27 protein-coding genes are annotated in these 25,605 nt (G+C 69.6%); 11 read left to right on the top strand and 16 right to left on the bottom strand.

What is annotated here, in order from left to right; genetic code table 11:
* From mrdA to ACWEOO_RS33380, 8 genes are all read right to left on the bottom strand, one after another.
* Complete coding sequence (gene mrdA, locus ACWEOO_RS33345; RefSeq protein WP_452146418.1) at positions 1-2,052, bottom strand: penicillin-binding protein 2; 2,052 nt, start codon at positions 2,050-2,052, stop codon at positions 1-3.
* Positions 2,049-2,582: a rod shape-determining protein MreD gene (gene mreD / locus ACWEOO_RS33350; RefSeq protein WP_359937892.1), complete on the bottom strand. Its 534-nt coding sequence runs from the start codon at positions 2,580-2,582 to the stop codon at positions 2,049-2,051. Before mreD ends, mrdA begins: the two co-directional genes overlap by 4 nt.
* A 1-nt stretch (position 2,583) precedes the next feature.
* On the bottom strand, positions 2,584-3,528 hold the full coding sequence (gene mreC, locus ACWEOO_RS33355; protein WP_452146419.1) for a rod shape-determining protein MreC: 945 nt from the start codon (positions 3,526-3,528) through the stop codon (positions 2,584-2,586).
* Between the two features lie 11 nt (positions 3,529-3,539).
* On the bottom strand, positions 3,540-4,568 hold the full coding sequence (mreB, locus tag ACWEOO_RS33360; protein ID WP_425554054.1) for a rod shape-determining protein: 1,029 nt from the start codon (positions 4,566-4,568) through the stop codon (positions 3,540-3,542).
* Positions 4,569-4,698: 130 nt separating this feature from the next.
* Positions 4,699-5,304: a CatB-related O-acetyltransferase gene (locus ACWEOO_RS33365; protein ID WP_452146505.1), complete on the bottom strand. Its 606-nt coding sequence runs from the start codon at positions 5,302-5,304 to the stop codon at positions 4,699-4,701.
* Positions 5,305-5,342: 38 nt separating this feature from the next.
* Complete coding sequence (gene ndk, locus ACWEOO_RS33370) at positions 5,343-5,753, bottom strand: nucleoside-diphosphate kinase (protein ID WP_359937901.1); 411 nt, start codon at positions 5,751-5,753, stop codon at positions 5,343-5,345.
* Between the two features lie 3 nt (positions 5,754-5,756).
* Complete coding sequence (locus ACWEOO_RS33375; protein ID WP_359937904.1) at positions 5,757-6,119, bottom strand: DUF4233 domain-containing protein; 363 nt, start codon at positions 6,117-6,119, stop codon at positions 5,757-5,759.
* Entirely contained in the window at positions 6,116-7,474 is a 1,359-nt protein-coding gene (locus ACWEOO_RS33380; RefSeq protein ID WP_452146420.1) for a bifunctional folylpolyglutamate synthase/dihydrofolate synthase, read from the bottom strand. Before ACWEOO_RS33380 ends, ACWEOO_RS33375 begins: the two co-directional genes overlap by 4 nt.
* Positions 7,475-7,548: 74 nt before the next feature.
* On the opposite strand from ACWEOO_RS33380, the gene valS reads away from it, so the two are divergent.
* From valS to ACWEOO_RS33395, 3 genes are all read left to right on the top strand, one after another.
* Complete coding sequence (valS, locus tag ACWEOO_RS33385; protein ID WP_452146421.1) at positions 7,549-10,089, top strand: valine--tRNA ligase; 2,541 nt, start codon at positions 7,549-7,551, stop codon at positions 10,087-10,089.
* 496 nt (positions 10,090-10,585) lie between these two features.
* On the top strand, positions 10,586-11,221 hold the full coding sequence (locus tag ACWEOO_RS33390; RefSeq protein WP_452146422.1) for a hypothetical protein: 636 nt from the start codon (positions 10,586-10,588) through the stop codon (positions 11,219-11,221).
* Between the two features lie 69 nt (positions 11,222-11,290).
* Complete coding sequence (locus ACWEOO_RS33395; RefSeq protein ID WP_452146423.1) at positions 11,291-12,712, top strand: ATP-binding protein; 1,422 nt, start codon at positions 11,291-11,293, stop codon at positions 12,710-12,712.
* Between the two features lie 14 nt (positions 12,713-12,726).
* Here the strand turns inward: ACWEOO_RS33395 and ACWEOO_RS33400 are convergent, their stop codons facing one another.
* Both ACWEOO_RS33400 and ACWEOO_RS33405 read right to left on the bottom strand, forming a co-directional pair.
* Positions 12,727-13,653 (bottom strand): AEC family transporter, encoded by a 927-nt coding sequence (locus ACWEOO_RS33400; protein ID WP_452146424.1) that lies wholly within the window; start codon positions 13,651-13,653, stop codon positions 12,727-12,729.
* A gap of 69 nt (positions 13,654-13,722) precedes the next feature.
* Complete coding sequence (locus ACWEOO_RS33405; protein ID WP_452146425.1) at positions 13,723-14,238, bottom strand: MarR family winged helix-turn-helix transcriptional regulator; 516 nt, start codon at positions 14,236-14,238, stop codon at positions 13,723-13,725.
* 71 nt (positions 14,239-14,309) lie between these two features.
* Here ACWEOO_RS33405 and ACWEOO_RS33410 point away from each other — a divergent pair, with 71 nt between their 5' ends.
* From ACWEOO_RS33410 to ACWEOO_RS33425, 4 genes are all read left to right on the top strand, one after another.
* Positions 14,310-14,738 carry a PPOX class F420-dependent oxidoreductase gene (locus tag ACWEOO_RS33410; protein WP_452146426.1) on the top strand — a complete coding sequence of 143 codons (429 nt, stop codon included), beginning with the start codon at positions 14,310-14,312 and terminating at the stop codon, positions 14,736-14,738.
* On the top strand, positions 14,735-15,193 hold the full coding sequence (locus ACWEOO_RS33415) for a nitroreductase/quinone reductase family protein (protein ID WP_363712269.1): 459 nt from the start codon (positions 14,735-14,737) through the stop codon (positions 15,191-15,193). Before ACWEOO_RS33410 ends, ACWEOO_RS33415 begins: the two co-directional genes overlap by 4 nt.
* A gap of 74 nt (positions 15,194-15,267) precedes the next feature.
* Positions 15,268-16,548 (top strand): phosphodiester glycosidase family protein, encoded by a 1,281-nt coding sequence (locus tag ACWEOO_RS33420; RefSeq protein WP_452146427.1) that lies wholly within the window; start codon positions 15,268-15,270, stop codon positions 16,546-16,548.
* A 20-nt stretch (positions 16,549-16,568) separates the two neighbouring features.
* Positions 16,569-17,105, top strand: a complete 537-nt coding sequence (locus ACWEOO_RS33425) for a YbhB/YbcL family Raf kinase inhibitor-like protein (RefSeq protein ID WP_359937930.1) — start codon at positions 16,569-16,571, stop codon at positions 17,103-17,105.
* Here ACWEOO_RS33425 and ACWEOO_RS33430 read toward each other — a convergent pair.
* Complete coding sequence (locus ACWEOO_RS33430) at positions 17,099-17,596, bottom strand: COG4315 family predicted lipoprotein (protein WP_359937933.1); 498 nt, start codon at positions 17,594-17,596, stop codon at positions 17,099-17,101. The two genes, ACWEOO_RS33425 and ACWEOO_RS33430, sit on opposite strands and share 7 nt — an antisense overlap.
* 88 nt (positions 17,597-17,684) lie before the next feature.
* On the opposite strand from ACWEOO_RS33430, the gene ACWEOO_RS33435 reads away from it, so the two are divergent.
* Both ACWEOO_RS33435 and ACWEOO_RS33440 read left to right on the top strand, forming a co-directional pair.
* Complete coding sequence (locus ACWEOO_RS33435; RefSeq protein ID WP_452146428.1) at positions 17,685-18,185, top strand: sigma-70 family RNA polymerase sigma factor; 501 nt, start codon at positions 17,685-17,687, stop codon at positions 18,183-18,185.
* Positions 18,182-18,793 (top strand): anti-sigma factor family protein, encoded by a 612-nt coding sequence (locus tag ACWEOO_RS33440; protein ID WP_452146429.1) that lies wholly within the window; start codon positions 18,182-18,184, stop codon positions 18,791-18,793. Before ACWEOO_RS33435 ends, ACWEOO_RS33440 begins: the two co-directional genes overlap by 4 nt.
* Before the next feature lies 1 nt (position 18,794).
* On the opposite strand, the gene ACWEOO_RS33445 is transcribed toward ACWEOO_RS33440, so the two are convergent.
* From ACWEOO_RS33445 to ACWEOO_RS33460, 4 genes are all read right to left on the bottom strand, one after another.
* Positions 18,795-20,033, bottom strand: a complete 1,239-nt coding sequence (locus ACWEOO_RS33445) for a hypothetical protein (RefSeq protein ID WP_452146430.1) — start codon at positions 20,031-20,033, stop codon at positions 18,795-18,797.
* A 2-nt stretch (positions 20,034-20,035) separates the two neighbouring features.
* Entirely contained in the window at positions 20,036-21,595 is a 1,560-nt protein-coding gene (locus tag ACWEOO_RS33450) for an alkaline phosphatase D family protein (RefSeq protein WP_452146431.1), read from the bottom strand.
* Positions 21,596-21,721: 126 nt separating this feature from the next.
* Positions 21,722-22,096, bottom strand: coding sequence for a DUF1304 family protein (locus ACWEOO_RS33455; protein WP_452146432.1), 375 nt, complete (start codon positions 22,094-22,096; stop codon positions 21,722-21,724).
* Positions 22,097-22,103: 7 nt separating this feature from the next.
* The gene (locus tag ACWEOO_RS33460; RefSeq protein WP_452146433.1) at positions 22,104-22,550 is read right to left on the bottom strand and encodes a cupin domain-containing protein; all 447 of its coding nucleotides are present in this window, start codon (positions 22,548-22,550) and stop codon (positions 22,104-22,106) included.
* Between the two features lie 122 nt (positions 22,551-22,672).
* On the opposite strand from ACWEOO_RS33460, the gene ACWEOO_RS33465 reads away from it, so the two are divergent.
* Positions 22,673-23,704: a helix-turn-helix transcriptional regulator gene (locus tag ACWEOO_RS33465; RefSeq protein ID WP_452146434.1), complete on the top strand. Its 1,032-nt coding sequence runs from the start codon at positions 22,673-22,675 to the stop codon at positions 23,702-23,704.
* Here the strand turns inward: ACWEOO_RS33465 and ACWEOO_RS33470 are convergent.
* Positions 23,691-24,590 (bottom strand): AraC family transcriptional regulator, encoded by a 900-nt coding sequence (locus tag ACWEOO_RS33470; protein WP_452146435.1) that lies wholly within the window; start codon positions 24,588-24,590, stop codon positions 23,691-23,693. The two genes, ACWEOO_RS33465 and ACWEOO_RS33470, sit on opposite strands and share 14 nt — an antisense overlap.
* A gap of 121 nt (positions 24,591-24,711) precedes the next feature.
* Here ACWEOO_RS33470 and ACWEOO_RS33475 point away from each other — a divergent pair, with 121 nt between their 5' ends.
* The gene (locus ACWEOO_RS33475; RefSeq protein WP_452146436.1) at positions 24,712-25,563 is read left to right on the top strand and encodes an NmrA family NAD(P)-binding protein; all 852 of its coding nucleotides are present in this window, start codon (positions 24,712-24,714) and stop codon (positions 25,561-25,563) included.
* The last annotated feature ends 42 nt before the right edge of the window (positions 25,564-25,605 follow it).

Here is a 25,605-nt window from a genome sequence, read left to right on the forward strand (position 1 = left end):
TCACTGCCCCGGCTTCTGCTGGGCGGGCGGCGCCGGCTTGATGTCGTACAGCGTCTCGTAGATCTTGCGGACTGCGTCACCGCCGGCGCCCGAACCGGTACCGGCCTGGCTGATCATCATCACCACGGCATACCGATCGGTGTACGACGCGAGCCACGACGTGGTCTGCTTCCCGTAGACCTCGGCCGTCCCGGTCTTGGCGCGGACCGGGATCTTGTCGAGCGGGAAGCCCTGGAACTTCCACGCCGCCGTGCCCGACACCGTGGTCTGCTTCAGCGCGGTGTCGATGTACTTCAAGGTGTTCCGCGGCACCGGGAGCTTCGCCTTCACGACCGGCTTGATCTCGTGCGGTTTGCCGTTCGCGCCGATCCAGGACTGGACGACGCGCGGCTCGTACAGCGTGCCGCCGTTGGACAGCGCCGAGTAGACGGTCGCGAGCTGCAGCGGGGTGAGCGTGGTGTCGCCCTGGCCGATCGCGAAGTTCACCGCGTCACCGGCGCGGTACTTGTACCCGTCGACGCAGAACTCGCGGGAGAACTGCTTCAGGAACGCCGACGTCCCGGCGGGCGGGTTGTCCGCGATCTTGCAGTAGTAGTCCTTCTGCGCGTCGTAGTACGTCTTCTTCCACTTGCGGTCCGCGATCCGGCCGCTGACCTCGCCGGGCAGATCGATCCCGGTCGGCTTGCCGAGCCCGAACTTCTGCGCCATCTCGACCAACGGGTCGCGGGTCGTGACGTCGCTGGAATTGCCGCCCTCCTTGAGCCACAGCGCATACGCGATCCGGTAGAAGAACGTGTCGCAGGACAGCGCCAGCGCCTGGTCGAAGCCGATCATCCCGTACGACGCGGACTCGTAGTTCTTGAACTTGCGGTTGCCGACCTCGAAGAACGACGAGCAGTCGAGCCGCGTCTTCGGGCTGTACCCGGCGCCCATCGCCGCGGCCGTGGTGATCGGCTTGAAGGTCGACCCGGGCGCCAGCTGGCCCTGCAGCGCGCGGGACACCAGCGGCGTCCCGGACTTGGTCGAGTAGAGCGCGTCCAGCTCGCGCTGGGTGATGCCGCCGACCCAGACGCCCGGGTCGTACGTCGGGTAGCTGGCCATCGCGACGATTCGGCCGGTCTTGGTGTCCATCACGACCGCGGCGCCGGAGTCCGCGACGTACTTCTTCTTGGTGATCTTGTCGTACTGCTTCCGCGCGGTCATGATCGCGTTCTTCAGCTGCGCCTCGACCGAGGCCTGGATCCGCGCGTCGATCGTGGTGACCAGCGTGGCACCCGGGACCGGAGCGGTCTGCTTCTTGATGCCGGTGGTGTACCCGACCGCGTCGACGATCACGTCCTTCTCACCGGGCGTGCCGCGCAGCAGCTTGTCGTACGACCGCTCGACGCCGGCCCGGCCGACCAGGTCCGAGCGGTGCGGCACCGAGTCCTGCCCGGCCTTGTCCATGTCCTCGAGCTCTTCGGTCGTGATCGGCGACAGGTAGCCGAGGATGTGCGCCGCGTTCACCTTGAACGGCGAGGGGTAGGCGCGCAGCGTCTGCGAGTCGGCGGCGATCCCCGGGAAGTCCTCGCGGCGCTCCATCACCTCGATCGCGACCTGCTCGCTGACGTCCTTCGCGACCGGGATCGGCTGGTACGGCGTGCCGTTCCAGCAGGCGGGCGGTTTGGACGCGCCCGGCTCACCGCACAGCATCGTGCGCGCCTTCAGGTCCTTCGGCTTCTGGCCCAGCACCTTCGCGAGCCGGGCGAGGACGACGTTCTGCTGGCTGTCCGGGAGCTTGGCGAGCACGGACCGGTCGACCGTGATCACCACCGAGACCCGGTTGCCGACCAGCGTCCGGCCCTGCGAGTCGACGACGGTGCCGCGCGGCGCCGGGATCAGGACCTGGCGGATGTGCTGCTGGGTGGCCGCCTGGCTGTAGTCGGCGCTCGACATCACCTGCATGTACCAGAGGCGGCCGAACAGCGTGCACAGCAAGGAGAAGACCAGCACCCCGATCACGAACAACCGCAGCCGCGCCTTCAACGGCGCCTCGAAACCGTCCCAGCTCATGGCGTCACTCGCCTGCGCTCACGAGCTGGTTTGAGGCGGCCCATCAGCCACATGACCAGCGGGATCACCACGATCGCGCCGACCACGTCGTACCCGGCGGCGATGCCGAGGCGGACGCCGAACTCGCTCCAGTCGACCGTCGGGTCGTGTAGCAGCGATCCGGTGGCGCAGTACAGGAAGAACGAGATCGCGGTCCCGAGCACGACCGTCAACGCGACACCGAGCGGCCCGACCGGGCTGCCGGACGTCTCGCGGCGGATCAGCCCGGCGACGTAGCCGGCGATGGCCAGGCCCAGCGCCCAGCGGCCGGCGGTGTGGTCGGCCGGTGGCACGACGTCGAGCATCAGGCCGCCGGCGAACCCCGCGATCGCACCCCACTCCGGGCCGCGGGACAGCGCCAGCGCGATCACCACGATCAGCGTCAGGTCGCAGGTCACGCCGGCGACCGCGATGTTCGTCAGCACGGACGTCTGCACCGTGACGGCGATCATCAGGAACAGGGCAGCCAACCCGATGCGTAGTGCTATCACGTCAGTTCCCCTTCCCGGTGATTTGTGCGCGCGGCGGCCGGGCGGGAGGCCCGGTCACCACGCCGACGGTGTCGATCCGGGTCGGATCGACAAACGGCTTGACGGTCGCGGTGGACCCGAGGGCGCCCTGGTTCGGCGTCACCGAGGTGACGACGCCGATCGGGACACCCGGCACGTACGGCGCGTTGCCGCTCGAGCCCCAGGTGACGATCCGGTCGCCGGCCTTCGGCCGCGCCTTCGGGTCGACCAGCTTGTAGTCGAGGGTGCCGGCCACGTCTCCCCGTCCGGAAACGAAACCGAGCGCCATCGTCGCATTCAGCCGGCCGCCCACGGTCGAGTTGCGGTCGCCGATCAGCAGCACGGTCGCGGTCCCCTGGGTGACTCGCACCACCCGGCCGACCAGACCGGTCCCGTTCAGCACCGTCATGTCGGTGCGCACACCGTCCGCCGTCCCGGCGTCGATCGTCACCGTATGGCTGAAGTTCTGCGCGCCACCGATACCGATCACCCGGGCCGGCGTCATCGTGTACGCCGGGGCGACCTTGAGCAGCTTGTCCAGCTCCTGCGCCCGGTTGCGGGCGTAGTCGGAGGTGTTCAGCTCCCTGGTCAGGTCCTCGTTGTCCTTCTTCAGTTTTTCGTTCTCTGCTTTCAACCTATCCATTTCCGCGAAGCGGTCGCGGAGGTTGTCCACAGGCTGCCGGGCCGAGGTGGCGGTGGACTCGAGCGGGCCGAAGACACCGGCCGCGGCCTCCCGCAACGGCTCGACCGGGGATCCGGCCGAGCGGCGGGCGTCCAGCACGATCAGCGTGAAACAGGCCAGGACCACCAGCAGCAGAACGGTCCGGCGGCGACGCACTTCGCGCGGCGTACCCGCCGAACGCAGCGGGGCCTCCCCTGCCGAGCGGAACGCGCTCCGGGTCGACGGCGTACCGAGGTCTTTGAGCATCGCCTGCTACCTCAGCGCCGGTTGTCGGTGACCAGGATGCGGTTGAGGGTCTCGATGTTGTCGACGCACTTGCCGGCGCCCAGCACGACGGCGTCCAGCGGGTTCTCGGCGACGTGGATCGGGATGCCGGTCTCGTGCCGCAGCCGCTCGTCCATCCCCTTCAGCAGCGCGCCGCCGCCGGTCAGCACGATGCCCCGGTCGACGATGTCGCCGGCCAGCTCCGGCGGGGTCTTGTCCAGCGTCGCCTTGACCGCGTCGACGATCGCGGTGATCGGCTCCTCGATCGCCTGCCGCATGTCCGCCGACGACACCTTCACGGTGCGCGGCAGGCCGGAGACCATGTCCCGGCCGCGGATCTCGCTGTCCGGGCCGTCGGTGGTCGGGAACGCCGACCCGATCGTCATCTTGATCTGCTCCGAGGTGGCCTCGCCGAGCAGCAGCGAGAACTCCTTCTTGCAGTAGTTCACGATCGCCTTGTCGATGGCGTCGCCGGCCACCCGGATCGACTGGCTGGTCACGATCCCGCCGAACGAGATGACCGCGACCTCCGTCGTCCCGCCGCCGATGTCGACGACCATGTTGCCGGTCGCGTCGCGGACCTCGAGATTGGATCCGAGCGCGGCGGCCATCGGCTCCTCGATGATGTACACCTTGCGGGCGCCGGCCATGTACCCGGCGTCGCGGACCGCGCGCTGCTCGACCGCGGTGATCCCGGACGGCACGCAGACCACGATCCGCGGCTTCGCGAAGTACCGCCGGCGGTGGACGCGCTGGATGAAGTACCGCAGCATTTGCTCGGCGGCGTCGAAATCGGCGATCACGCCGTCCTTCAGCGGCCGGATCGCGGTGATGTTGCCCGGCGTCCGCCCGATCATCTTCTTCGCCTCGTGACCGAACGCGACCGCCTCCTGCGGCTCGTCGGTCCGCGTCGCCACCACGGACGGCTCGTTCAGCACGACGCCCCGGCCACGCACATACACCAGCGTGTTCGCCGTCCCGAGATCTACCGCCATGTCGCGGCCCAGCATGCTGTTCGCCACCGCGGCACCTCCCACTCGACCCCCGACCAGGCTAAGCGCCGCCCGCGCACAGCCCGTGGACCGACACGACCCGTCCGCCCAAGACAGATCGTATCGGTCCGAGCACCTGCAGTCCGCAACGGCCGTGCAATTACAGCGATTCGGCGGCCTTCTCCAGGTCGTCGACACTTCCGGACATGATGGTCGGAAGGTGCTTGGTGAGGTGGTCGAGAGGCCAGTTCCACCAGGCGATCGTGAGGAGGCGGTCGACGTCGGCGTCGCTGTAGCGGCGGCGGATGAGTTTGGCCGGGTTGCCGCCGGCGATGCCGTAGTCGGGGACGTCGGTGGTCACGACCGAGCCCGAGGCGACGATCGCGCCGTGGCCGATCCGGACTCCGGGCATCACCAGAGTCCGGTAGCCGAGCCAGACGTCGTTGCCGATCACGGTGTCGCCGCGGCCGGGGAGGCCGGTGATCAGGTCGAAGTGTTCGGACCAGGAGCCGCCCATGATCGGGAACGGGAACGTCGACGGGCCGTCCATCCGGTGGTTGGCGCCGTTCATGACGAAGCGGACGCCCTCGCCCAGCGCGCAGAACTTCCCGATGACCAGCTTCTCCGGGCCGTAGTGGTACAGCACGTTGCGCGTCTCGAACGCGGTCGGGTCGTCCGGGTCGTCGTAGTACGAGAACTCCCCGACCTCGATCAGCGGCGAGGTGACGAGCGGTTTCAGGAGCACCACCCGGGACTGGCCGGGCATCGGGTGCAGCACGCCGGGGTCGGGGAGTCCGGGCTGGTTCACGGCAGGTCGGGGAACCAGATCTTGATCTCGCGGGCGGCGGACTCCTCGGAGTCGGAGCCGTGCACGAGGTTCTCGCGGTTGGACAGCGACAGGTCGCCGCGGATCGTGCCGGGCGCGGCCTTGCGGCCGTCGGTGGCGCCGTTCAGCGCGCGGACGACCTCGATCGCCTCGTCGCCCTCGAGGACCATCGCGACCATCGGGCCGCTGACCACGAAGTCCCGCAGGGGCGGGTAGAAGGCCTTCTCGACGTGCTCGGCGTAGTGCTGGTCGGCCAGCTCGCCGTCGATCGTGCGCAGGTCCATGGCGACGATCCGGAGCCCCTTGGCCTCGAACCGGCCCAGCACCTCACCGATCAGGCCACGGCGTACCGTGTCGGGCTTGAGCAGGACCAGGGTGCGCTGCGACATCTGTCAACTCTCTTTCGAAGTGGTCTGGCCGGCTGAGCCTAGCTGCTCCTGCGCTCTCTTGGTCTCCTCGATGCGGCGGCCGAGGACGATCGCCGCGACCCAGAAGGCCGCGAAGGCGAGGCCGAGGACGAACATCACCGGGACGACGAAGCCGAGCCCGACCGCGCCGACCTGGACCAGCGAGCCGAGCACGTACCCGGCCCGGAACCGGAGCAGACCGGTCGCGACGAGCGCCAGCGCGAACAACCCGACGCAGACGGGGACGGCCACCGCGGGGCGGACGTCGGCGACCGAGATCATCACCGGGGTGACCAGAGCCAGGACGACCGACTCGAACGCGAGCACGATCGACGCGAGCGACCTCATGTCTGGTCCTTGCCCTTGCGGACCAGCAGCGCCCGCGCCTCACCGGCGGTGATGACGGAGCCGGTGATCAGTACGCCGCCGCTGCCCAGCGCGACCGCGTTCTCCTCGGCGAGCCGGATCGCGTCGTCGATCGCGTCGATCAGGTGCGGGCGGACCAGCACCCGCTCCTCACCGAACACCTCGGCCGCCAGCTCGCCGAGCTCCTCGGCCGGCATCGACCGCTCGACGAAGCTGTTCCGGGTGCAGATGACGGTTTCCATGATCGGCTCGTAGGCCTCGAGGACGCCGTACACGTCCTTGTCCTTCATACAGCCGAGGACGCCGATCAGCGGCTGGAACTGGAACGCCTCCGACACCGCGGCCGCAGTCGCCTCGGCACCGTGCGGGTTGTGCGCGGCGTCGACGACGATCGTCGGGCTCTGCCGGACCACCTCGAGGCGACCCGGGCTGGTGATCTGCTCGAAGCCGGCCTGGAGCAGCTCGGTCGTGACCCGGCCGTCGGTCTCCGGGCTCGCTCCGAGCAGGGCCTCGACGGCCGCGACCGCGGTGGCGGCGTTGTGCGCCTGGTACTCGCCGTGCAGCGGGAGGAACAGCTCGTCGTACTCACCGCCGAGGCCCTTGATCGAGACGACCTGGCCGCCGACCGCGAGCGTCCGGCTGACGACGCCGAACTCGATCCCCTCGCGGGCCACCTGCGCGCCCACCTCGGCGGACCGGCGGAGCAGGACCTCGAAGACGTCCAGGCTCTGCTGCGCCATCACCGCCGTACCGCCGGGCTTGATGATGCCGGACTTCTCGCCCGCGATCGTGACCGGATCCGCGCCCAGCAGGTGCGCGTGGTCGACCGCGACCGGGGTGATCACCGAGACCGTGCCGTCGGCGACGTTGGTGGCGTCCCAGGTCCCGCCGAGGCCGACTTCGATCACCGCGACGTCGACCGGGGTGTTCGCGAACACGGCGTACGCCATCCCGACCATCGCCTCGAAGAACGTCAGCGGGTGCTCCCGCTCGGCGTCGACGAGGTCCAGGTACGGCGCGATCTCCTCGTACGCCTCGACGAACAGTTCCTCGCTGATCGGCTCGCCGTCGAGCGTGATCCGCTCCCGCACCGACTCCAGGTGCGGGCTGGTGAACCGGCCGGTACGCAGCCCGGCCTCGCGCAGCAGGGTGTCGATCATCCGGGCCGTGGACGTCTTGCCGTTGGTGCCCGTCAGGTGCACCACCGGGTAGGCCTTCTGGGGGTCGCCGAGCAGCTCGACGAGCCGCCGGACGCGCTCCAGGGTGGGCTCGATCTTGTGCTCCGGCCAGCGCTGCTGGAGCCGTGCCGACACTTCGGCGAAGGAGAGGTCGCTCATCAGGAGGCCAAGTCTAGAGAGCGCTGTGGATAACCGGTCGGAAGCACCCCTTGACAACCACTAACATTGTGCGCATGAGCCAGACGTCCCGCGTTCCAGACAAGCCCAGCCTCGACGGCCTCGAGGAGAAGTGGGCTGCCGTATGGAAGGAGCAGCAGACCTACGCCTTCGACCGCACCGCCGAGCGTGCCGATGTGTATTCCATCGACACCCCGCCGCCGACGGTCTCCGGGTCGCTGCACGTCGGGCACATCTTCAGCTACACCCACACCGACCTGGTCGCCCGCTTCCAGCGGATGCGCGGCAAGAAGGTCTTCTACCCGATCGGCTGGGACGACAACGGCCTGCCGACCGAGCGCCGCGTCCAGAACTACTACGGCGTCAAGTGCGACCCGTCGCTGCCCTACGACGCGGACTTCACCCCGCCGGAGAAGCCGGATCCGAAGAAGCAGCTCCCGATCTCCCGGCAGAACTTCGTCGAGCTGTGCGGTGAGCTCACCCACATCGACGAGCAGGCCTTCGAGGCGATGTGGCGCCGGGTCGGCCTGAGCGTCGACTGGGAGCACCTCTACACCACGATCTCCGAGGACTCCCGGCGGACGTCGCAGCGCGCCTTCCTGCGCAACTTCGCCCGCGGCGAGGCCTACCTGTCCGAGGCGCCGACGATGTGGGACGTCACGTTCCAGACCGCGGTCGCGCAGGCCGAGCTCGAGGCCCGGCCGTATCCGGGCGCCTACCACCGGATCTCGTTCCACGGCGCCGACGGCCCGATCTACATCGAGACCACGCGGCCGGAGCTGATTCCGGCCTGTGTCGCGCTGATCGCGCACCCGGACGACGACCGCTACAAGCACCTGTTCGGGACGACGGTGACGTCGCCCCTGTTCGGTGTCGAGGTCCCGGTCCTGGCGCACGAGGCCGCCGAGATGGACAAGGGCGCCGGCATCGCGATGTGCTGCACGTTCGGCGACCAGACCGATATCCAGTGGTGGCGGGAGCTGCAGCTCCCGGTCCGCACGGTCATCGGCCGCGACGGCCGGCTGCTGCGCGACACCCCGGCGTGGCTCGAGGGCTCCGAGCTGTACGGCGAGCTCGCCGGCAAGACCGTCTTCAGCGCGCGCGAGCTGATCGTCCAGAAGCTGCGCGACAGCGGCGACCTGGACGGCGAGCCGAAGAAGACCGAGCGGATGGCGAACTTCTACGAGAAGGGCGACAAGCCGCTCGAGATCGTCTCCACCCGGCAGTGGTACATCACCAACGGCGGCCGCGACGCGGGCCTCAAGCAGGAGTTCATCGAGCGCGGCAACGAGCTGGCCTGGGTCCCGGAGCACATGCGGCACCGCTACCTGAACTGGGTCGAGGGGCTGAACGGTGACTGGCTGATCTCCCGCCAGCGCTTCTTCGGCGTCCCGTTCCCGGTCTGGTACCCGATCGACGCCGACGGCGAGGTCGACTACGACCACCCGCTGATGCCGTCCGAGGCCGAGCTGCCGATCGACCCGACCTCGCAGGCTCCCCGCGGGTACGACGAGGCGCAGCGCGGCAAGCCGGGCGGGTTCGAGGCCGACCCCGACGTGATGGACACCTGGGCGACGTCGTCGCTGACCCCGCACATCGCGTGCGGCTGGGAGCGGGACGAGGACCTGTTCGGCCGGACCTTCCCGATGGACCTGAACACGCACGCGCACGAGATCATCCGCACCTGGCTGTTCTCCCGCGTCGTCCGCGCGCACTTCGAGAACGGCTCGCTGCCGTGGGCGCGGTCGATGATCTCCGGGTTCGTCGTCGACCCGGACCGCAAGAAGATGTCGAAGTCCAAGGGCAACGCGATCGTCCCGTCGGAGATCCTGGAGAAGTTCGGCTCCGACGCGGTCCGCTGGCGGGCGGCGATGGCGCGGCCGGGCCTGGACTCGCCGTTCGACGAGTCGCAGATGAAGGTCGGGCGCCGGCTCGCGATCAAGGTCCTGAACGCGTCGAAGTTCGTCCTCGGGTTCGGGGCGACCACGGTCGACACGTCCGCGGTCACCGAGCCGGTCGACCTCGCGATGCTGCAGCGGCTGCGCGCGGTCGTCGCCGACGCCACCGCAGCCTTCGAGCGGTACGACTACACCGGCGCGCTGGAGATCAGCGAGCGGTTCTTCTGGACCTTCTGCGACGACTACGTCGAGCTCGTCAAGGAGCGGGCGTATGGCGGGCAGGGCGAGGCGCCGGCCGCCTCCGCGAAGGCCGCGCTGGCGGTCGCGTTGTCGGTCCAGCTCCGGCTGCTCGCGCCGTACCTGCCATTTGCGACCGAGGAGGTCTGGTCGTGGTGGCAGGAGGGTTCGATCCACGTGGCGTCCTGGCCGACGCCGGACGGTGACGTCGCGGTCGCGGCGCAGGAGCCCGAGGTGCTGGACGCGGTCTCCGAGGTGCTCGCGGGAATCCGGGGTGCGAAGTCCGAGGCGCAGGTCTCGATGAAGACCGAGGTCTCCAAGGTCGAGGTCACCGGTCCCGCCGCGCGACTGTCGTTGGCCGAGCGGGCCGAGCCCGACCTGCGCGCCGCCGGCCGGATCACCGGCGAGATCGTCTGGAACGCGGATGACTCCGATGCGGTCAAGGTCGTCGCGACACTCTGACCGGGTCCGCCGAGTGCCCGCCGCCCCGGCCCGGGGAGGCGGGCACTCACGCGTTCCGCCGGGTGAATCCTCACCCTGTGAGATCGGTTTGTCATCATGTGGAACCATCGGGGCGAGCCAAACGCTGCACCCCGTGACCCGACCGTCCGAGGAGCCAACCGATGAGCGACCCCACCAACCCGGCGCATCCAAAGGACCAGCCCACCACCCCGCCGAACACACCCCCGCCGCGGCCCCATCTGACAGCCCGGCCGACACCAGCGCCGACACCCCGGCCGACACCGCCGCCGACACCGCCGAACTCCCCGCAGTTCCCGCCTCCCCCGAGCCGTCCGATCCCCCGGCGACCCCGACGCCTGATCCCGGCTCGGGCGCGGGTACGACGGGCGCCGCCTCGGGAGCCGGTGCGGCGGTTGGTGCTGGCGGGATGGGGACGAGGGCTGGCGCGGCGGACCCGGGCTCGCGTGAGCAGGTGGGTAGTGGCGGGGTGGCTACCGTGACTGCGGAAGCTGACGGGCCGGCGGCTGGGAAGACCGCTGCAGATGGGGAGAAAGCTGCGGACGGGCAGGCGGCTGCGGGTGGGAAGGCGGGAAAGAAGGGGCTGCGGCGGTTCAAGGTTCGTGGGCCCTGGGTGACGGTGGGTGGGGCTGTTGTGGTGTTGGGGGTGCTGGCCCTGCTCGGGTATGTCTGGGGTCTCGGGCCCTTGAGCAGGCTGAACGCCGAGCGTGCGATCACCCCGCCGGCGAAGGTCGCGGGACTGGACCGGATCACCGATCCGAAGATCCGCACCGAGGCTCAGCTCGACCAGATCCGTGACCGGCTGAGTCAGATCAACGACGGCAAGAAGGTGATGGTCGAGGCGTACGGCAGCCTCGAAGGTGACCGGTTCTACGTCGTGATCGCGCTGCGCGGCCGGGTCGACGTCGACAAGGTGGTCGCGGACTCCGGTGCGAGTCCGGACAAGATCAAGAAGATCGGCCATTCCACGTGTATCGACGCGGTCGGCAATCTCCTCACCCAGTGCTACCGCGGCTCCAACAGCCTCACCGTCATCGCCCAGGTCGCCAACGAAGGCGTCACGGTCGACCAGGTAGAACCCGTCGCCGAAGAAGCCTTCAAAGCAATGCGATAACAAAGACAACCAAGTTTGGTACGTTCATTTTTGGTTGTATCATGTGTGGGTCTCTGAGGGACGGTGCACATGGATCACTTCTACGGCCGGATCCGGGAACTCGAAACGCTCGACAGGCTGCTGCGTCGGGTCGAGGACCGCGGTCGGACAGGACGTCCGGGCAAGGCTGTGCTCATGCGTGGGCGCCGTCGGGTCGGCAAGTCGCGGCTCGTCGAGGAGTTCATCGAGCGTTCCGGGCTTCCCAGCCTGTTCTTCACAGCGTCCGCCCAGTCGAACGCCACCACAGACGTCCGATTGTTCGTCGAGGCAGGAGCCGGCTCAACACTCCCGCAGGCCAAACTGTTCGCCGGACAGACGCCGCACGACTGGGATGCGGCCCTGCGGCTGCTGGCGGCCGCACTGCCCGCAGACCAGCCCAGCGTCGTCGTCCTGGACGAAATGCCGTACCTCATCGCGAACGACCCAGGGTTCGAAGGCACGCTGCAGAAGCTCTACGACCGTGAACTGTCCCGCAAACCGGTGCTGCTGCTCTGCGTGGGGTCGGACCTCGCCATGATGGAGCGCCTGAACGACTACGACCGGCCGTTCCATCAGCGGAGGACGGAGATGGTCGTGCCCCCGCTGAGCCCGGCCGACGTCGCGGACATGCTGCGGCTGGAGCCGGCCGAGGCGTTCGACGCGTACCTCATCTCCGGTGGTCTCCCACTGATCCTCGAGGACTGGCCGACGAACGCCGGAATCTTCGACTACCTCGGATCGGCACTCGCCGATCCGACAACAGCGCTGATCGTCAGCGGCGAACGCTCGCTCGCCGCCGAGTTCCCCGCGGACGCCCACGCCAGGCTGGTGCTCTCGGCCATCGGATCCGGCGAACGGACCCATACGATGATCGGCCGGGCCGCCGGCGGCCTGCCCGCCACCAGCCTCAATCGCGCACTGCACCTCCTGACCGCCAAGCGTGTGGTCGAGGCGGTAACGCCGCTGTCCACCCGCCCGTCGAAGGAGACGCGGTACTACATCGTCGATCCACACCTTCGTTTCTGGCTGGCCTTCCTGGGCCCGCACCTCACCGAGGTCGAGCGCGGGCGCGGCGACCTCACGCTGGCACGCATCCGTGAGTCCTGGCCGTCATGGCGCGGCCGAGCCATCGAACCCGTGGTGCGCGAGTCCTTGTTCCGCCTGCCGGCCGAGGGGCTCCCCCACGGCACCGGCGCGATCGGCGGCTACTGGACGCGAACCAACGATCCCGAGATCGATCTGGTCGCTGCGGATCGCGGCCCGGTCGCCCAGCGCATCACCGCCGTCGGCTCGATCAAATGGCTGGAGCGCAAGTCCTTCGACACACACGACCTGAGCCGGCTGCATGTCCATCGATCTCAGCTCCCGGGCGCGAGCGAGGCGACCCCGCTGATCGCGGTCGCCCGCGCGGGGGTTGCGGTCGAGGGCGTCCAAGCGGTCGGTCCTGAGCAACTCTTGTCCGCCTGGCGCTGAGCCAGTCGGCCAGGTCAGGTGAGGAGGCCGGCGATGAGGATCATGACTGGGATGGAGAGCAGGGTGCTGAGGAGGACTGCGCTTCGGGCGAGGGTTCGGCTGGCTCGGTAGTGGACGGCGTAGACGTAGACGTTCTGGGCGGTGGGGAGCGCGGCCAGCAAGGTTGGGGCCAGTAGGGCGGGGCCGTGCAGGTCGAGGACCCAGCGTGCAACCGCGTACGCGACCAGCGGCTGTGCGAACGTCTTCAGCCCGACGGCCAGTACGACGTCACGCCGCAAGGTGATCGAGTCCTTCGTCCCGGCGCTGAGGCTCAGCCCGTAGGCGATCAGCGCGACCGGTACCGCCGCCGCGGCGATCAGGTCGATCGGGCGCATCACCAGCTCCGGCAACCGCACCCCGAGCAGCGACACCAGCAGCCCGAGCAGTGACGCCACGGTCAGCGGATTGCGTAGCGGTCGCGTGACGACGGTCCGCAGCGACATGCGCCGCCCGCTCCCCTGCCGGTCACCGTCCAGTACGGCGAACGCGACCGGCGCCATCATCAGCACCTGGAACAACACGATGGGTGCGACCAACGCACCGTCGCCGAGCACGTACGCCGCCACCGGTACGCCGAGGTTGCCCGCGTTCACGTACGACGACGCGAGCACACCGATCGTCGCCTGGGACCTGCTCCGCCGCCAGATCACCGCCGCGATCAGCAGGAACACCACCTGCACCACGAACAGGCTGATCAGGTTGGTGACGAGGACGACCGAGAAGATCGCCTGCAGGTCGGCCCGCGCGACGGTCGTGAACAGCAGCGCCGGCGTCGCGACGAAGAACGCCAGCCGGGACAGGACGAGCTCGTCCTGTGAGCGCAGTACGCCGAGAACGCCGACGACGTACCCGAGCACGGCCACCGCGACCAATGCGCCGAAGGCACCGACGACGGCGGACATCTCAGGTACTCAGCGGGCTGGACACGCTGACGATGGTAGAGGTAAGCGCTGTCCGTCGAACCCGGATGCTCAGGAGCTGGACGGTGACGTGCGGCACCTCGCGACGATCCCGGCCAGGACTGCCCGGAAGTGTTCCCGGTCAGCCGCACTGAGCTGCCCGACGAGGTCGTCGAGCGCCTTTCCGACCTCGGCATGGAACGCGGTGGCAGCGCGGCGGCCGGGCTCGGTCAGCGTCACCCTCACCGCCCGGCGGTCGCCAGGAACGGGCGACCGTTCGGCCAGGCCGCGCTTCTCGGCGCGATCCATCAGGCCGGTCAGCGCCGCCTTCTCGACGCCGAAGCACTGCGCGAGCTCGGCCATGCCCTTGGGGCCGTCCAGCAGGACGCACAGCAGCCTCGCCTGCTGCGGTGTCAGGTCGTGGCGCTCGGAGATGCCGCCGTAGAGGCCCTGCACCAGACCGGTCACCTGCACGAGCCCAGTCACCGCATCCATCTCCGCAGGGTCCAGGTCTGCGCCGTGCACCTGCGCCAATCCGGCGAAGCGCCACGCGCGAGCCGCTTCCGGCGGCGTCTCCGTCTCACTCACCACTCCACGGTACATGGGATGTATAGTTAATGACGCATACAGTAAATGCCATGAACTATCGAGGAGGATCGATGTCCTTCAGCGAAGCGGAGGTCGCCTACCTGCGGTCGCAACCCCTGGGCCGGCTCGCCACTGTCGCGGACGACGGCCAGCCGGACGCCGTCCCGGTCGGCTTCGAGTACGACGGCACGCACCTCTACATCGGCGGGATCGACCCGGTCCGGACCCGCAAGTACCGCAACGTCCGGGACGGGAACACGAAGGTCGCGTTCGTGGTCGACGACCTGGTGTCGGCCCGCCCGTGGATCCCCCGCTACCTGCGGATCTACGGCGAGGCGGAGCTCGTCGAGCGGGACGGCCAGTTCGGCACCGCGGCGTACCTGCGGATCACGCCGACCGTGTCCTGGAGCTTCAACCTGGACGGACGCCCCTTCACCCACGACGAGAAGGTCGTCACGACCCGCACCGTCCACACACCGGAAGGGGTGCCGAGCCGATGAGCTTCGACACCCGCCCCGGGACCCGCGGCGCCCGGCAGCCGAAAGGCCGCATGCTGCGCTGGATCAACACGCTGCTGGCCCGCCGGATCCGGCGCCGCGGCGGCAAGTTCATGGGCTTCGACGCGCTGGTCCTGCACACCGTCGGGCGGAAGACGGGTGCGGAGCGCATGACCCCGGTCGGCTGGTTCCCGGCAGCCGACGGCAGCCGGTTGATCGTCGCCTCCGCGGCCGGCGCCCCGGGCAATCCAGCCTGGTACTACAACCTCGCCGCCAACCCCGATCAAGTCCGGATCGACGTCGACGGGCAGACCGTCGCGGTCCGCGCGGAGCAGCTGCACGGAGCGGAGCGCGCCGCGGCCTGGGAGCGGATCGTCGAGGCGGCGCCACGCTTCGCCGAGTACCAGGTGAAGACCGATCGGGAGTTGCCGGTGATCCGGCTGGTCGAGCGGCGCTGAACCGTAACCTGGAAGATGCTTACGAGTCGGGGCGAGGTCTAGAAAGATTCCACCACATCCTTCGAGGATGGGGTATGACTACTTCCGCTCGAGTCTTCACGACCGCGCTGGCAGCGGCCGCGGTGTTCGGATCCCTGACCGTCGGCGTTCCCACCGCCACCGCGGTTCCCGCCGGAGAGCAGGCCACGCAGGGTTTGCCGCTCGGCGACGCCGATCTGGCCGAGACGCGCACCGACCGGACGCTGGCGCGCGGCGTCACGCTGACCCGGATCGTGCGCGGTACCGACCCGGCGCCGGCCGACCAGATCAACACGACGCCGCGCGGCCCGTGGGTCGTCAACGTGCTCACCATCGACCCGCGGACGGCCCGCGGTCACCTGAAGGCGACGTACGGGCCCGACCTGGCCCGCGTCGAGAAGACCTCCGACCTGGTGAAGTCGGCCGGCGCCCTGGCGGGCGTGAACGCGTCGTTCTTCACGTTCACCGCGAACCCGCAGTACCCGGGCGATCCGGTCGGCCTCGGCCTCTTCGACGGCAAGCTGCTCAGCGAGCCGCTCACCGACCCGACCGAGGCCAATCTGGTGATCGATGCCAACAGCAACAGAGTCGTGACCGGCCACCTGCGCTGGACCGGCACCGTCCGCAACCGCGCGACCGGCGCCGAGTTCCCGCTCGAGTTCCTCAATCACCCGGCGGTCGTCCCGACGGCGTGCGCCACGCTGCCCGATCAGACCGCGTGCGCGGTACCGGGTGACGTCGTGCGGTTCACGCCGGAGTTCGGCGCCTCGACCCCGGCCGGTGCCGGCGTCGAGGTCGTGCTCGACCGCCGCGGCTGCGTCGTCCGTACGGCGACCACGCGCGGCACGACGCTCAGCCCGAGCCAGACGTCGTTGCAGGCGACCGGCCGGGACACCGTCCCGCTGCTCCAACTGGCGAAGGGCTGCCTGCGCACGGATCTCGCGGTGTCGGACGAGAGCGGCCGCAAGGTCGCGCTGCGCAGCGGACTGTACGGCGTGACCGGCCGCTACCAGCTCACGAAGAACGGCGAGATCGTCGTACCGGACGGCACCGGCAGCTTCTTCGACCGCAATCCGCGCACGATCGCCGGGACCACGCGCGGCGGGACGATCGTCCTGGCCACGATCGACGGCCGGCAGACCACGAGCGTCGGCACCACGATGGCCGAGACCGCGGCGGTAGCGAACGCGCTCGGCCTGCACGACGCCATCAACCTCGACGGCGGCGGCTCGACGGCGATGGCGCTCGGCGACGGCACCGTCGTCAACCACCCGAGCAGCACCGGCGGCGCCGAGCGAGCCGTCGGCGACGCAGTCGTCTTCGTCCCGGGCCGGTGAACCGGTAGTACGTTGAAGGTATGCGACTGGTGCTGTGGGCTGCCGTGCTGGTGAGCGCGGCAGCCTGCGGTGCCGACCAGTCGGGGAAGGAGCCGGCCGTGACCGCACCGGACAGCATCACCGTCACCAGTACGGCGTTCCGCGACGGTGAGACGATCCCGCGCAAGTACACCTGCGACGGCGCGGGCGTGGCTCCACCGCTCACCTGGAAACAGATCCCGGCCAACGCCGCAGCGTTGGCCGTGGTCGTCGACGACCCCGACGCACCGCGCGGTACGTTCACCCACTGGGTCGTGCTCGATCTCGAGGCGACCGCCGCCACGCTCGCGGAGGGCGGCGTGCCGCCGGGCGTGAAGCAGGCGAAGAACTCCGGCGGAAAGACCGGGTACTACGGGCCCTGCCCGCCGAGCGGCACGCACCACTACCGCTTCACCGTCTACGCGTTGTCCGGGCCGACCGGTCTCCCCAACGGCGCCGACGTCGGCGAGGCGCTGGAGGCGATCGACGGCAAGAGCATCGCCCGCGGCCGGCTGACCGCGGTCTACGCGCGTCAGTAGCCGTAGCCGCCGCCCGACGACGACGGCGCCTTGGTCGGGGCTGCGGCCGCCGTCGTGGTGGCCGCGTGCCAGGTGAAACCGACGCCGGAGAAGGCGTCGGAGAAGTTGTTGCCCTTGGCCTCGCCCGCGGCGGTGTCGAGCTTGAAGGTGTAGAGCGGCTTGCCCTGGAACGTGAGCTGCTCCGCACCGGTGTCGGACCGCTTGATCGTGGCCAGCCCCTGCACCGCCTGCGAGTTCCCGGTCGCGGGAATCCAGAAGCTCAGGCAGCCGCCCGTGCACTTGATCGCGCCGCCGGCCTCCTGGTCGGCGAAGTACAGCGTCTTCCCGGAGGCGTCGACGAGTGTCTGCCCGACGCCGTTGACGTCCTTGACCGAGACCGCGGCGCCCGCCGGCGCCGCGCCGCCTCCCGCAGCCGGCTGGGAGCCGCCGCAGGCAGTCAGCCCGGCCAGCGCCGCCACCGTTGCGCCTAGCAACAAGATTGTGGTTTTCATCAGGATCTCCTCTCCCCCAGCAGATACGCGGGATCCGGCGCGACGGTTCAGTTGAACCTTCCACCGCCGCCGTGCGTACTCCTTGGGTGTGGATGACGACACAGTGATCCGCGCGCTGTACGACAAGTACCGGCGGCCGTTGTTCGGATACGTCCTGCGCTCGGTGGGCGACCGGCAGCACGCCGAGGACATCGTGCAGGAGACGATGACGCGCGCCTGGACGCACGCGGCCGACCTGGATCCGGACCGGGCCGGGCGCTGGCTGTTCACGGTCGCCCGCAACCTGGTGATCTCCGGGCGGCGCCGGCAGGGGGCCCGGGTGACGGAGGTGCCGATCGACGACCGGGAGTTCCCGGCGCTCGGCGACGACATCGACCGGGTGCTGCAGGTGTGGCAGGTGGTCGACGTACTGCGGGGGCTCAGCCCGGACCACCGGCAGGTGATCGTCGAGCTGTTCTACCGCCGGCGCACCGTCAACGAGGCGGCGGCCGTCCTCGGCGTACCGCCGGGCACGGTGAAGTCACGCAGCTACTACGCACTGCACGCGCTGCGCGCAGCACTGGAGGAACGAGGTGTGACCGGATCATGACGTGCCCGGAGACGATGTCGATCGGCGCCTACGTGCTCGGTGCGCTGGAGGCGTCCGAGCGTCGTGCGGTGGAGGAGCATCTCGCGTCGTGTACGGCGTGCCGCGAGACCCTGCTGCAGTTCGCGCATCTGCCGGGGCTGCTGCACGCAGTGCCGGTCGAGGAGATCGAAGCGGATCAGCCGGAGCCTGCGCCGCTCCAGCTGAGCAAGAAGCGTGCGCGACGTAGGTGGGCCGCGCCTGTCGCCGCGTCGGTGGCAGCGGTCACTACTGGTGTCCTCAGCTGGGGTCTGCTGACCGCACCGGCGTCAGCGACCTGGACAGCGACGGACGGGGTCGGTGGGATCGACACGACAGCCCAACTGACCAGTCGGGGCTGGGGCACAGACATCCAGCTCCGACTGACCGATCTGAAGCCGTACGAGCACTGCGTGCTGGTCGTCCACGGCCGCGACGGGACCGTCGAGAAAGCCGGCTGGTGGGCAGCGAACGGCAGCTACAAAGCAGACGTCCCGGTCAGTACCTCGATCCCGCTCGGCGACATCGACCACCTCGAGGTGGTCGACGCAGGGAACACCGTGCTGAGCACGGTGTCCCCCACGACGCACTGATTCACCAGCTGTTGTTGGAGATCCCCGTGCCCAGGTAGACCTGGTCGTAGGTGTTGCTGTCATGGTCGTCGGTGTAGGCCACAGCAACTTCGGCGTACGGCGAGACCGCCACTGTCATCTGCTCCTGACGACCTTCCGGCACCGAGCTCAGCCGCTGCGACGACAGTCGGCCTGTGTCGGTCCCGTCGGCCCCGTAGCCGCGCACCCAGACGTCGGGGTCGGCACCTGGGACTGTCCAGCCGACCACGGTCTGCGCCTGGTCATCGATACCGATCGACGGCCCGGCACCGGCCGCCGCGACCTGTACGTCGCCGTACCTGGCCGTGCCCGCGCTGTTGAACAGGCGCGTCCAGACGCCCGCCGACTCCCACGCGACCGCGAAGTCGCCGTTGAAGTTGGCCGCCGCGGCCGGATGGGTCTGCTGGCCGGTGGTGTTCACGTTGGCGACGCGGCGCGACAGCGTGGCCGCGCCGTTCGCGCGCGCCAGCCGGATCAGTCCGATGGTGTAGTCGCCGTTGGCGTCGCCGTCCTCGTCCCACACGACAACCGCGTCACCGGACGCCGAAACGGCCACATCCGGGTTGTGGTGCTGGCCGGTCGTCTGCGAGGCGGTCACCTCCCAGGCACGTGTGGTCGGACCGGTGTAGCCGGCCGCCTTCACAGTGGCCGGCGTACCGGTCTGGATGTCTTCCCAGGCGACGGTGAACGCGACGGCAGCACCGGACGGCGCGCCGTCCGGGTCCACAGCGACGCGTGGGTTGATCTGCTGACCAGTGGCGCTGCTGTTGGCGTTGCCGGAGGCTGTGACGGTGCCGGCAGTGTTCACGACGCGGTACGGGATGTTGTAGTACCCGTTGCCGTCCGGGTCGTCCTGCCAGACGACGACAGCGTTGCCCTTGTCGTCCAGGCCGACGTCCGGGTGCAGGTGCCGCCAGTTCGTCACACCACTGCTGCCGCCGGCCGACAGCTTCGTCTCGTACACAGCTGTGCCGTTTCGGAACAGGCGCAGGTAGATCTCGCTGTGCACGGGGTCGGTCGCGTTGTCCGTGTCGCGGTCGTCCTCCCACGCCACAGCGACGTACCCGTTCCGGTTGATCGCGACGGATGCGGCGTCCTGGTCGCCGGTGGACACACTGTTCGCCGTCACCCAGGTGGGCGCGGCAATGTGCGCGTCGGCCGTGGTCGCGGTGAAGGTCAGCGCAGTGGCTGCCAGTGCGGTGATCGCCAGAGTTCTCTTCATCGTCACACCGCCTGCAATCCGGGCCGGCCTTCTTCGATGACGAACGACTTCGCCGTGCTGACCGCGCCGTCGTGCTCCGACACCTTCGCGACCGCACGGAAGTCGGCCCGCAGCTGCGTCGGGCTGATCGTCGTCCGGATGTAGCCGCGTCGGTTCTGGTAGAACTTCAGCCACGGGTTCTCCGCCAGGTTCGGGATCGTGGTGGACCCGTCGCCGTCACCGCTCGAGGTGACCGAGCTGGTCACCAGTTCGGAGCCGATGACAGCCGAGCTCGCGTTGCTGTAGTCGGCCTTCAGGTCGCTGGCCCAAGCCCGGTGGACGTCGCCGGTCAGCACCACAGGGTTGCGAGTGCCGCGGTCGATCCAGCCTTGCTGGATGCGGGCCCGGGAGGCGCGGTAGCCGTCCCACGAGTCCATGCTCCCGGCACCGGCCGCGTCGAACCGGCGGGCGAAGAACACCTGCTGTCCGAGGATGTCCCACGTGCCGTAGTGCTGGTTGAGACCGTCGAGCAGCCAGGTCTCCTGGGTGTTGCCCGGCAGGCTGCGGGTGGCGAGATCGGCGTCGGAACACACCTTCCAGCCGTCGCCGCAGGCCTGGTCGTTGCGGTACTGCCGCGTGTCGAGCATGTGGAACGTCGCGAGACTCCCCCAGCGCAACCGGCGGTACAACGGGATCGAGTTGCCGCTGTTGGCCTGCGCCGGCCGCAGCGGCATGTTCTCGTAGTACGCCTGGTACGCCGCCGTCCGGCGCGCGGTCCACTGCGCCGTGGTGAGCGAGGGCGTACTGTCCGCCCGCACCATGTTCGCGTAGTTGTTCTCCACCTCGTGGTCGTCCGGTACGACGATCCACGGCGCGACCGCATGCGCTGCCTGCAGGTCGGGATCCGACTTGTACTGCGCGTACCGGCGGCGGTAGTCCGCGAGCGACACGATCTCGCTCGTGCCCGCGTGCAGACGGGGCCGGCCGGCGGTCGCGCCGTACTCGTAGATGTAGTCGCCCAGGAAGAGGATGAGGCCCGGGTTCTCCTCGGCCATCCGCCGGTAGACGGTGTAGTAGCCCTCCTCGTAGTGTGCGCACGAGGTGAACGCCATCACCAGGTCACGTCCGTTGGTGCCGACGGCCGGCGCGGTCCGCGTGCGGCCGACCGGTGAGAGATGGCCCTGGGCGCGGAAGCGGTAGTAGTAGTCGGCGTCCGGGCTGAGGCCGCCGGCGACGATGTGCACCGAGTGGGCGGAGGCGTACTGCGCCGTGACCGTTCCGGATGCGACCAGGGTGCTGAAGGTGTCGGTGGTCGACACCTGCCAGTCGACGGCGACGTCGGCGTTCGCCATCCCGCCTTGGCCGTCGGCGTTCAGCGGCGACGGCGCCAGACGGGTCCAGAGCACGACGCTGGTGGCGTCCGGCTCGCCGGACGCGATGCCGAGCTGGAAGGGATACGGGACGGCGGCGGTGGCGGTGATAACGGATGACTGGGCCGCGACCAGCGGGAGCGCCGAGAGGGCGCTACCCCCGGCTGCGGCGAGTCCTCCGAGAACAAAGGTCCTGCGACTGATTGGGCTCATGAGCCTCACCTTCACGGGTACTCAGGGCGGTAGGCCCCCGGACCGGTCGAACTCCTGGTGACCGTTCGGGAACCTTGAGTGTGCGTGGTGCTCCGTGCCCATGATTGCGCAGAACTGGTAAATTTCCTACAGCAGGACGAGCACCAGCAGAACGGCGGCCGGAACGCCCTCGAGCAAGGTGTTCAACCAGAGTCGCCGCTCCGTTGCGAGCAGCACGAGCGCAAGGAAGAGGTGCTGCCCGGCGGTGAACGCGACCAGCGCCTCACCCTGCGGTAGGTGCCCGGTCCGGGCCAGGACGACGCCGAGCGCCAGCGCGATGCCGGTCGTGAGGTTGTAGAAGCCGAGGTTCACGATCCACAGCCGGACCGCGTCGAAGTCCCGCCGCTCGAGCAGGAACATCGGGTACAGCCGCGGGTGGCGGTAGAAGAACGACTCCATCAGCCACACCGATCCCAGCATCACCGCGATCGCGATCGCCAGGACCTGCGCGGCGGTACTCACAGCGACCTCACAGCGACACCGTGACGCCGTGCCTGCCGGTGATCTCGCCCAGCGCGGCGTAGTCGGTGGGATCGACCCCGGCCAGATCGGCGAAGAACGCACCCATCCGGCCGGTCTGGCTGATGGTCAGGAATTTCGCCGACGGAGTCAGCACGGAGAACGTGTTCACCGTGCCGGCCGGGATGCTGATCGAGGCGCCGGGACCGAGGTCGTAGCCCCGATCCCCTGCCTGGACGAGGATTCGGCCCTGCAGGACGTAGAACGCCTTGCTCCACGACTCGGTGTGCGGCGGCGACGCGTCGGCGCGCGGCGCGTCGATCTCGAACAGCTCGTACTGCGCATCGGTGTGCTCGGCACCGATCTTCACGGTCACGGTCGCGTCCGGCGCGACGTACTCGACGCCGCTGCCCGCGTTGCTGAGGTGCACTGTCTCGTTCCTGGCTGTCTCGTTCATGGCTGCGACGGTAGGGAGCGCCGTACGCCGGCGGTATCCCGTGCGGACGGGCTCCTCCGGGCCGCCGGAATCCCCACATTTCAGGGATAGGCGGCACCGGGACGGCGGCGCATACTGAGCGCATGTGGGAGGGCCGGGCGCGGGCCGCGCGCCGGGAGATCGCGGCACTCGCAACCTCGGGGATGGGGGTCGCCGAACTCCACGCTGCCGCGATCGAGGTGGTCGAACAAGTCGTCGGCAGCGAGCTCACCTGCTGGGCCGGGATCGATCCGGGAACGCTCGTGATCAGCTCGATGACCAGCGGCGCGGCCCGGACCCCACCGGAGTACGAGCCGCTGCTGGCAGAGACGGAGTACGCCGGAACGGTGCCGAACTCGTTCGCCGAACTGGCCCGCACGTCCCACCAGGTTGCCCGGCTGTCGGACCTGCCGTACCGCGAGGTCGTCGGGCACCGGCGGCTGAACGAGGTGTGGCGGCCGCTCGGGATCGAGCACGAGGTCCGGACGACGTTCGTCGTCGACGGGGACTGCTGGGGCGCGGCCGGGTTCGTCCGCAGCGGCCCGGACTTCAGTGACCGGGAGGTGGAGTTCCTGGGGTCGGTGGCGCCGGTCATCGGCGCGGCGACGCGGGTCGCCGTTCGCACGGACGCGCACGGGTACCGCGGAGGGGTCGGTCCGTCGATCGTCGTCACCGGCCCGGCAGGCGAGCCGCGGGCGATCACCGCGGCCGCCCGGACCTGGCAGGACGAGCTGGACGAGATCGCGCCGGGCCGTTTCGGCGTACTGCTGCGGGCCGTCGTCACCGGAACGCGCGCAGCGTCGTCCGGGACGTTCCAGGCGCGGGTGCAGACCGCGGCCGGCGAATGGGTCCTGCTGCAGGGCAGCCGGCTGCTCGGTGACACCGCCGACGAGGTCGTCGTCACGATCGAGCCGGCGAGCGGTCACCACCTGCTGGGCATGCTGCTCGCGGCGTACGGCCTGACCACGCGGGAGCGGGAGATCTGCCTGGAGGTCATCTCCGGGCACAGCACCGGCGCGATCGCCGACCGGCTGTCGATCTCGCCGCACACGATCCAGGACCACCTGAAGTCGGCCTTCGCCAAGGTCGGCGTCCGCAGCCGCGGCGAACTGGTGGCGACCCTCAGGCCGGAATGAGCTGCTTGCGGTAGGTCCCCGGCGGTACGCCGAAGTCGCGCTTGAACGCCTTCGCGAACGCGAACTCCGACGTGTAGCCGATCTCCTTCGCCACCGCGGCGAGCGGGCGGTCGTGGTCGCGCAGCAACCGCGCCGCGGTCGTCATCCGCCAGCGGGACAGGTACGTCAGCGGCGGCTCCCCGACCGCCTCGGTGAACCGCCGGGCGAACGCGGCCCGCGACAACCCGACGCCGGACGCCAGGTCGGCCACCGTCCACGCCGCACCGGGCTGCTCGTGGATCAGCTCCAGCGACTGCACGACCGCGGGATCGGTCAGCGCCCGCGCCCAGCCGCGATCCGTCGGGCAGTCGTTGTTCTCGAACCAGGCCCGCAGGATCAGCACCAGCAACGCGTCGACCAGCGCCGGCACGACCGCCGCCGCGCCCGGGCGCTGCGCGTCGAGCTCCTCGCCGAGGATGCTGATTGCCGTGTGCAACGACCGGTGGCGTGCCGGACTCGCCGGGACGACGACCACGTCGGGCAGTCTGCTCAGGACCGGGTGCGGGCGCTCGCGGTCGAGCCGGTAGGTCCCGCACAAGAGCAGCGACCGCGCGCCCTGCCCCTGCTGCGGCTCCTCGACCGACGGGTCGAAGTCGACCAGCGGCGAGTCGGGGTGGTCGGCGAGCGCGTGCTCGGCGCCCCGCGGCAGCAGCACCGCGTCGCCCGGCCCCAGCGGGATCGGGTCGCCGTCGGGCGGCAGCAACCACGCCGTACCTTGCAGGATCAGGTGGAACGTCGCGCCGAACGAGTGCACGAACCGCAGGCCCCACGGACCCCGGACGTCGGTGCGCCCGGACGCGGCCGGACCGGTCCGCATCGCGGCGACGACATCGGCGAGCACATCCATACCTGGCATGATACGCGCACCGATCAAGACGATCGGACATAAATCAGCGCTCTATGGACATAGATCGGCTCGCACACGCGGCCTACTGTCGATGACAGAACGTCAACGACAAGGAGCAGGAATGAGTATCGTCGTCACCGCCGCCACCGGTCACCTGGGCACGCTCGTCATCGACGAGCTGCTGCAGCGGGTGCCCGCCGAGCAGGTCGTCGCGGTCGCGCGGAACGCCTCGAAGGCGGCCCCGCTCGCGGACCGCGGCGTCGAGGTCCGGATCGCCGACTACAACGACCCGGACGCGCTGGCGAAGGCCTTCGGCCCCGGCGACACGGTCCTGCTGATCTCCAGCAGCGAGGTCGGCAACCGGCTCGCTCAGCATCAGGCCGTCATCGACGCCGCGAAGCACGCCGGCATCGCGCGGATCGCCTACACCGGCATCCTCGGCGGCCCGGAGGCCGACCTCGCCCTCGCCGCGGACCACAAGGCGACCGAGCAGGCGATCCTCGACTCCGGCCTGACCTACACCTTCCTGCGCAACGGCTTCTACAACGAGGTCTACACCGAGCAGCTCGCGACGCAGCTCGAGCACGGTGTCGTCGGCAGCACCGGCGACGGCCGGCTCGCCACTGCCGCCCGGCGCGACTTTGCGGCGGCCGCGGCTGTCGTCCTCAGCACGGACGGCCACGACAAGGCGGCGTACGAGCTGAACGGTGACACCGACTGGTCGCTGGCCGACTACGCCGCCGAGCTCTCACGGAAGACCGGCAAGGAAGTTGCCTACAACAACGTGCCCGGCGAGGTGCTGCTCGGCATCCTGACCGGCGCCGGCCTGCCGAAGCCGCTCGCCGAACTGCTCGTCGACATCGACAAGGCTGTCGAGCGCGGCCTGCTGACCGGCCGCGGCAGCGACCTCACCCGCCTGATCGGCCGGCCCACCACCCCGATCGCCGACAGCATCGCCGCGGCTGTGCACTGACGACAGGAGGTATCCGGCCCCGGCCCGTCTTCGCGGCGCATC

Source organism: Kribbella sp. NPDC004138 (assembly GCF_053603655.1).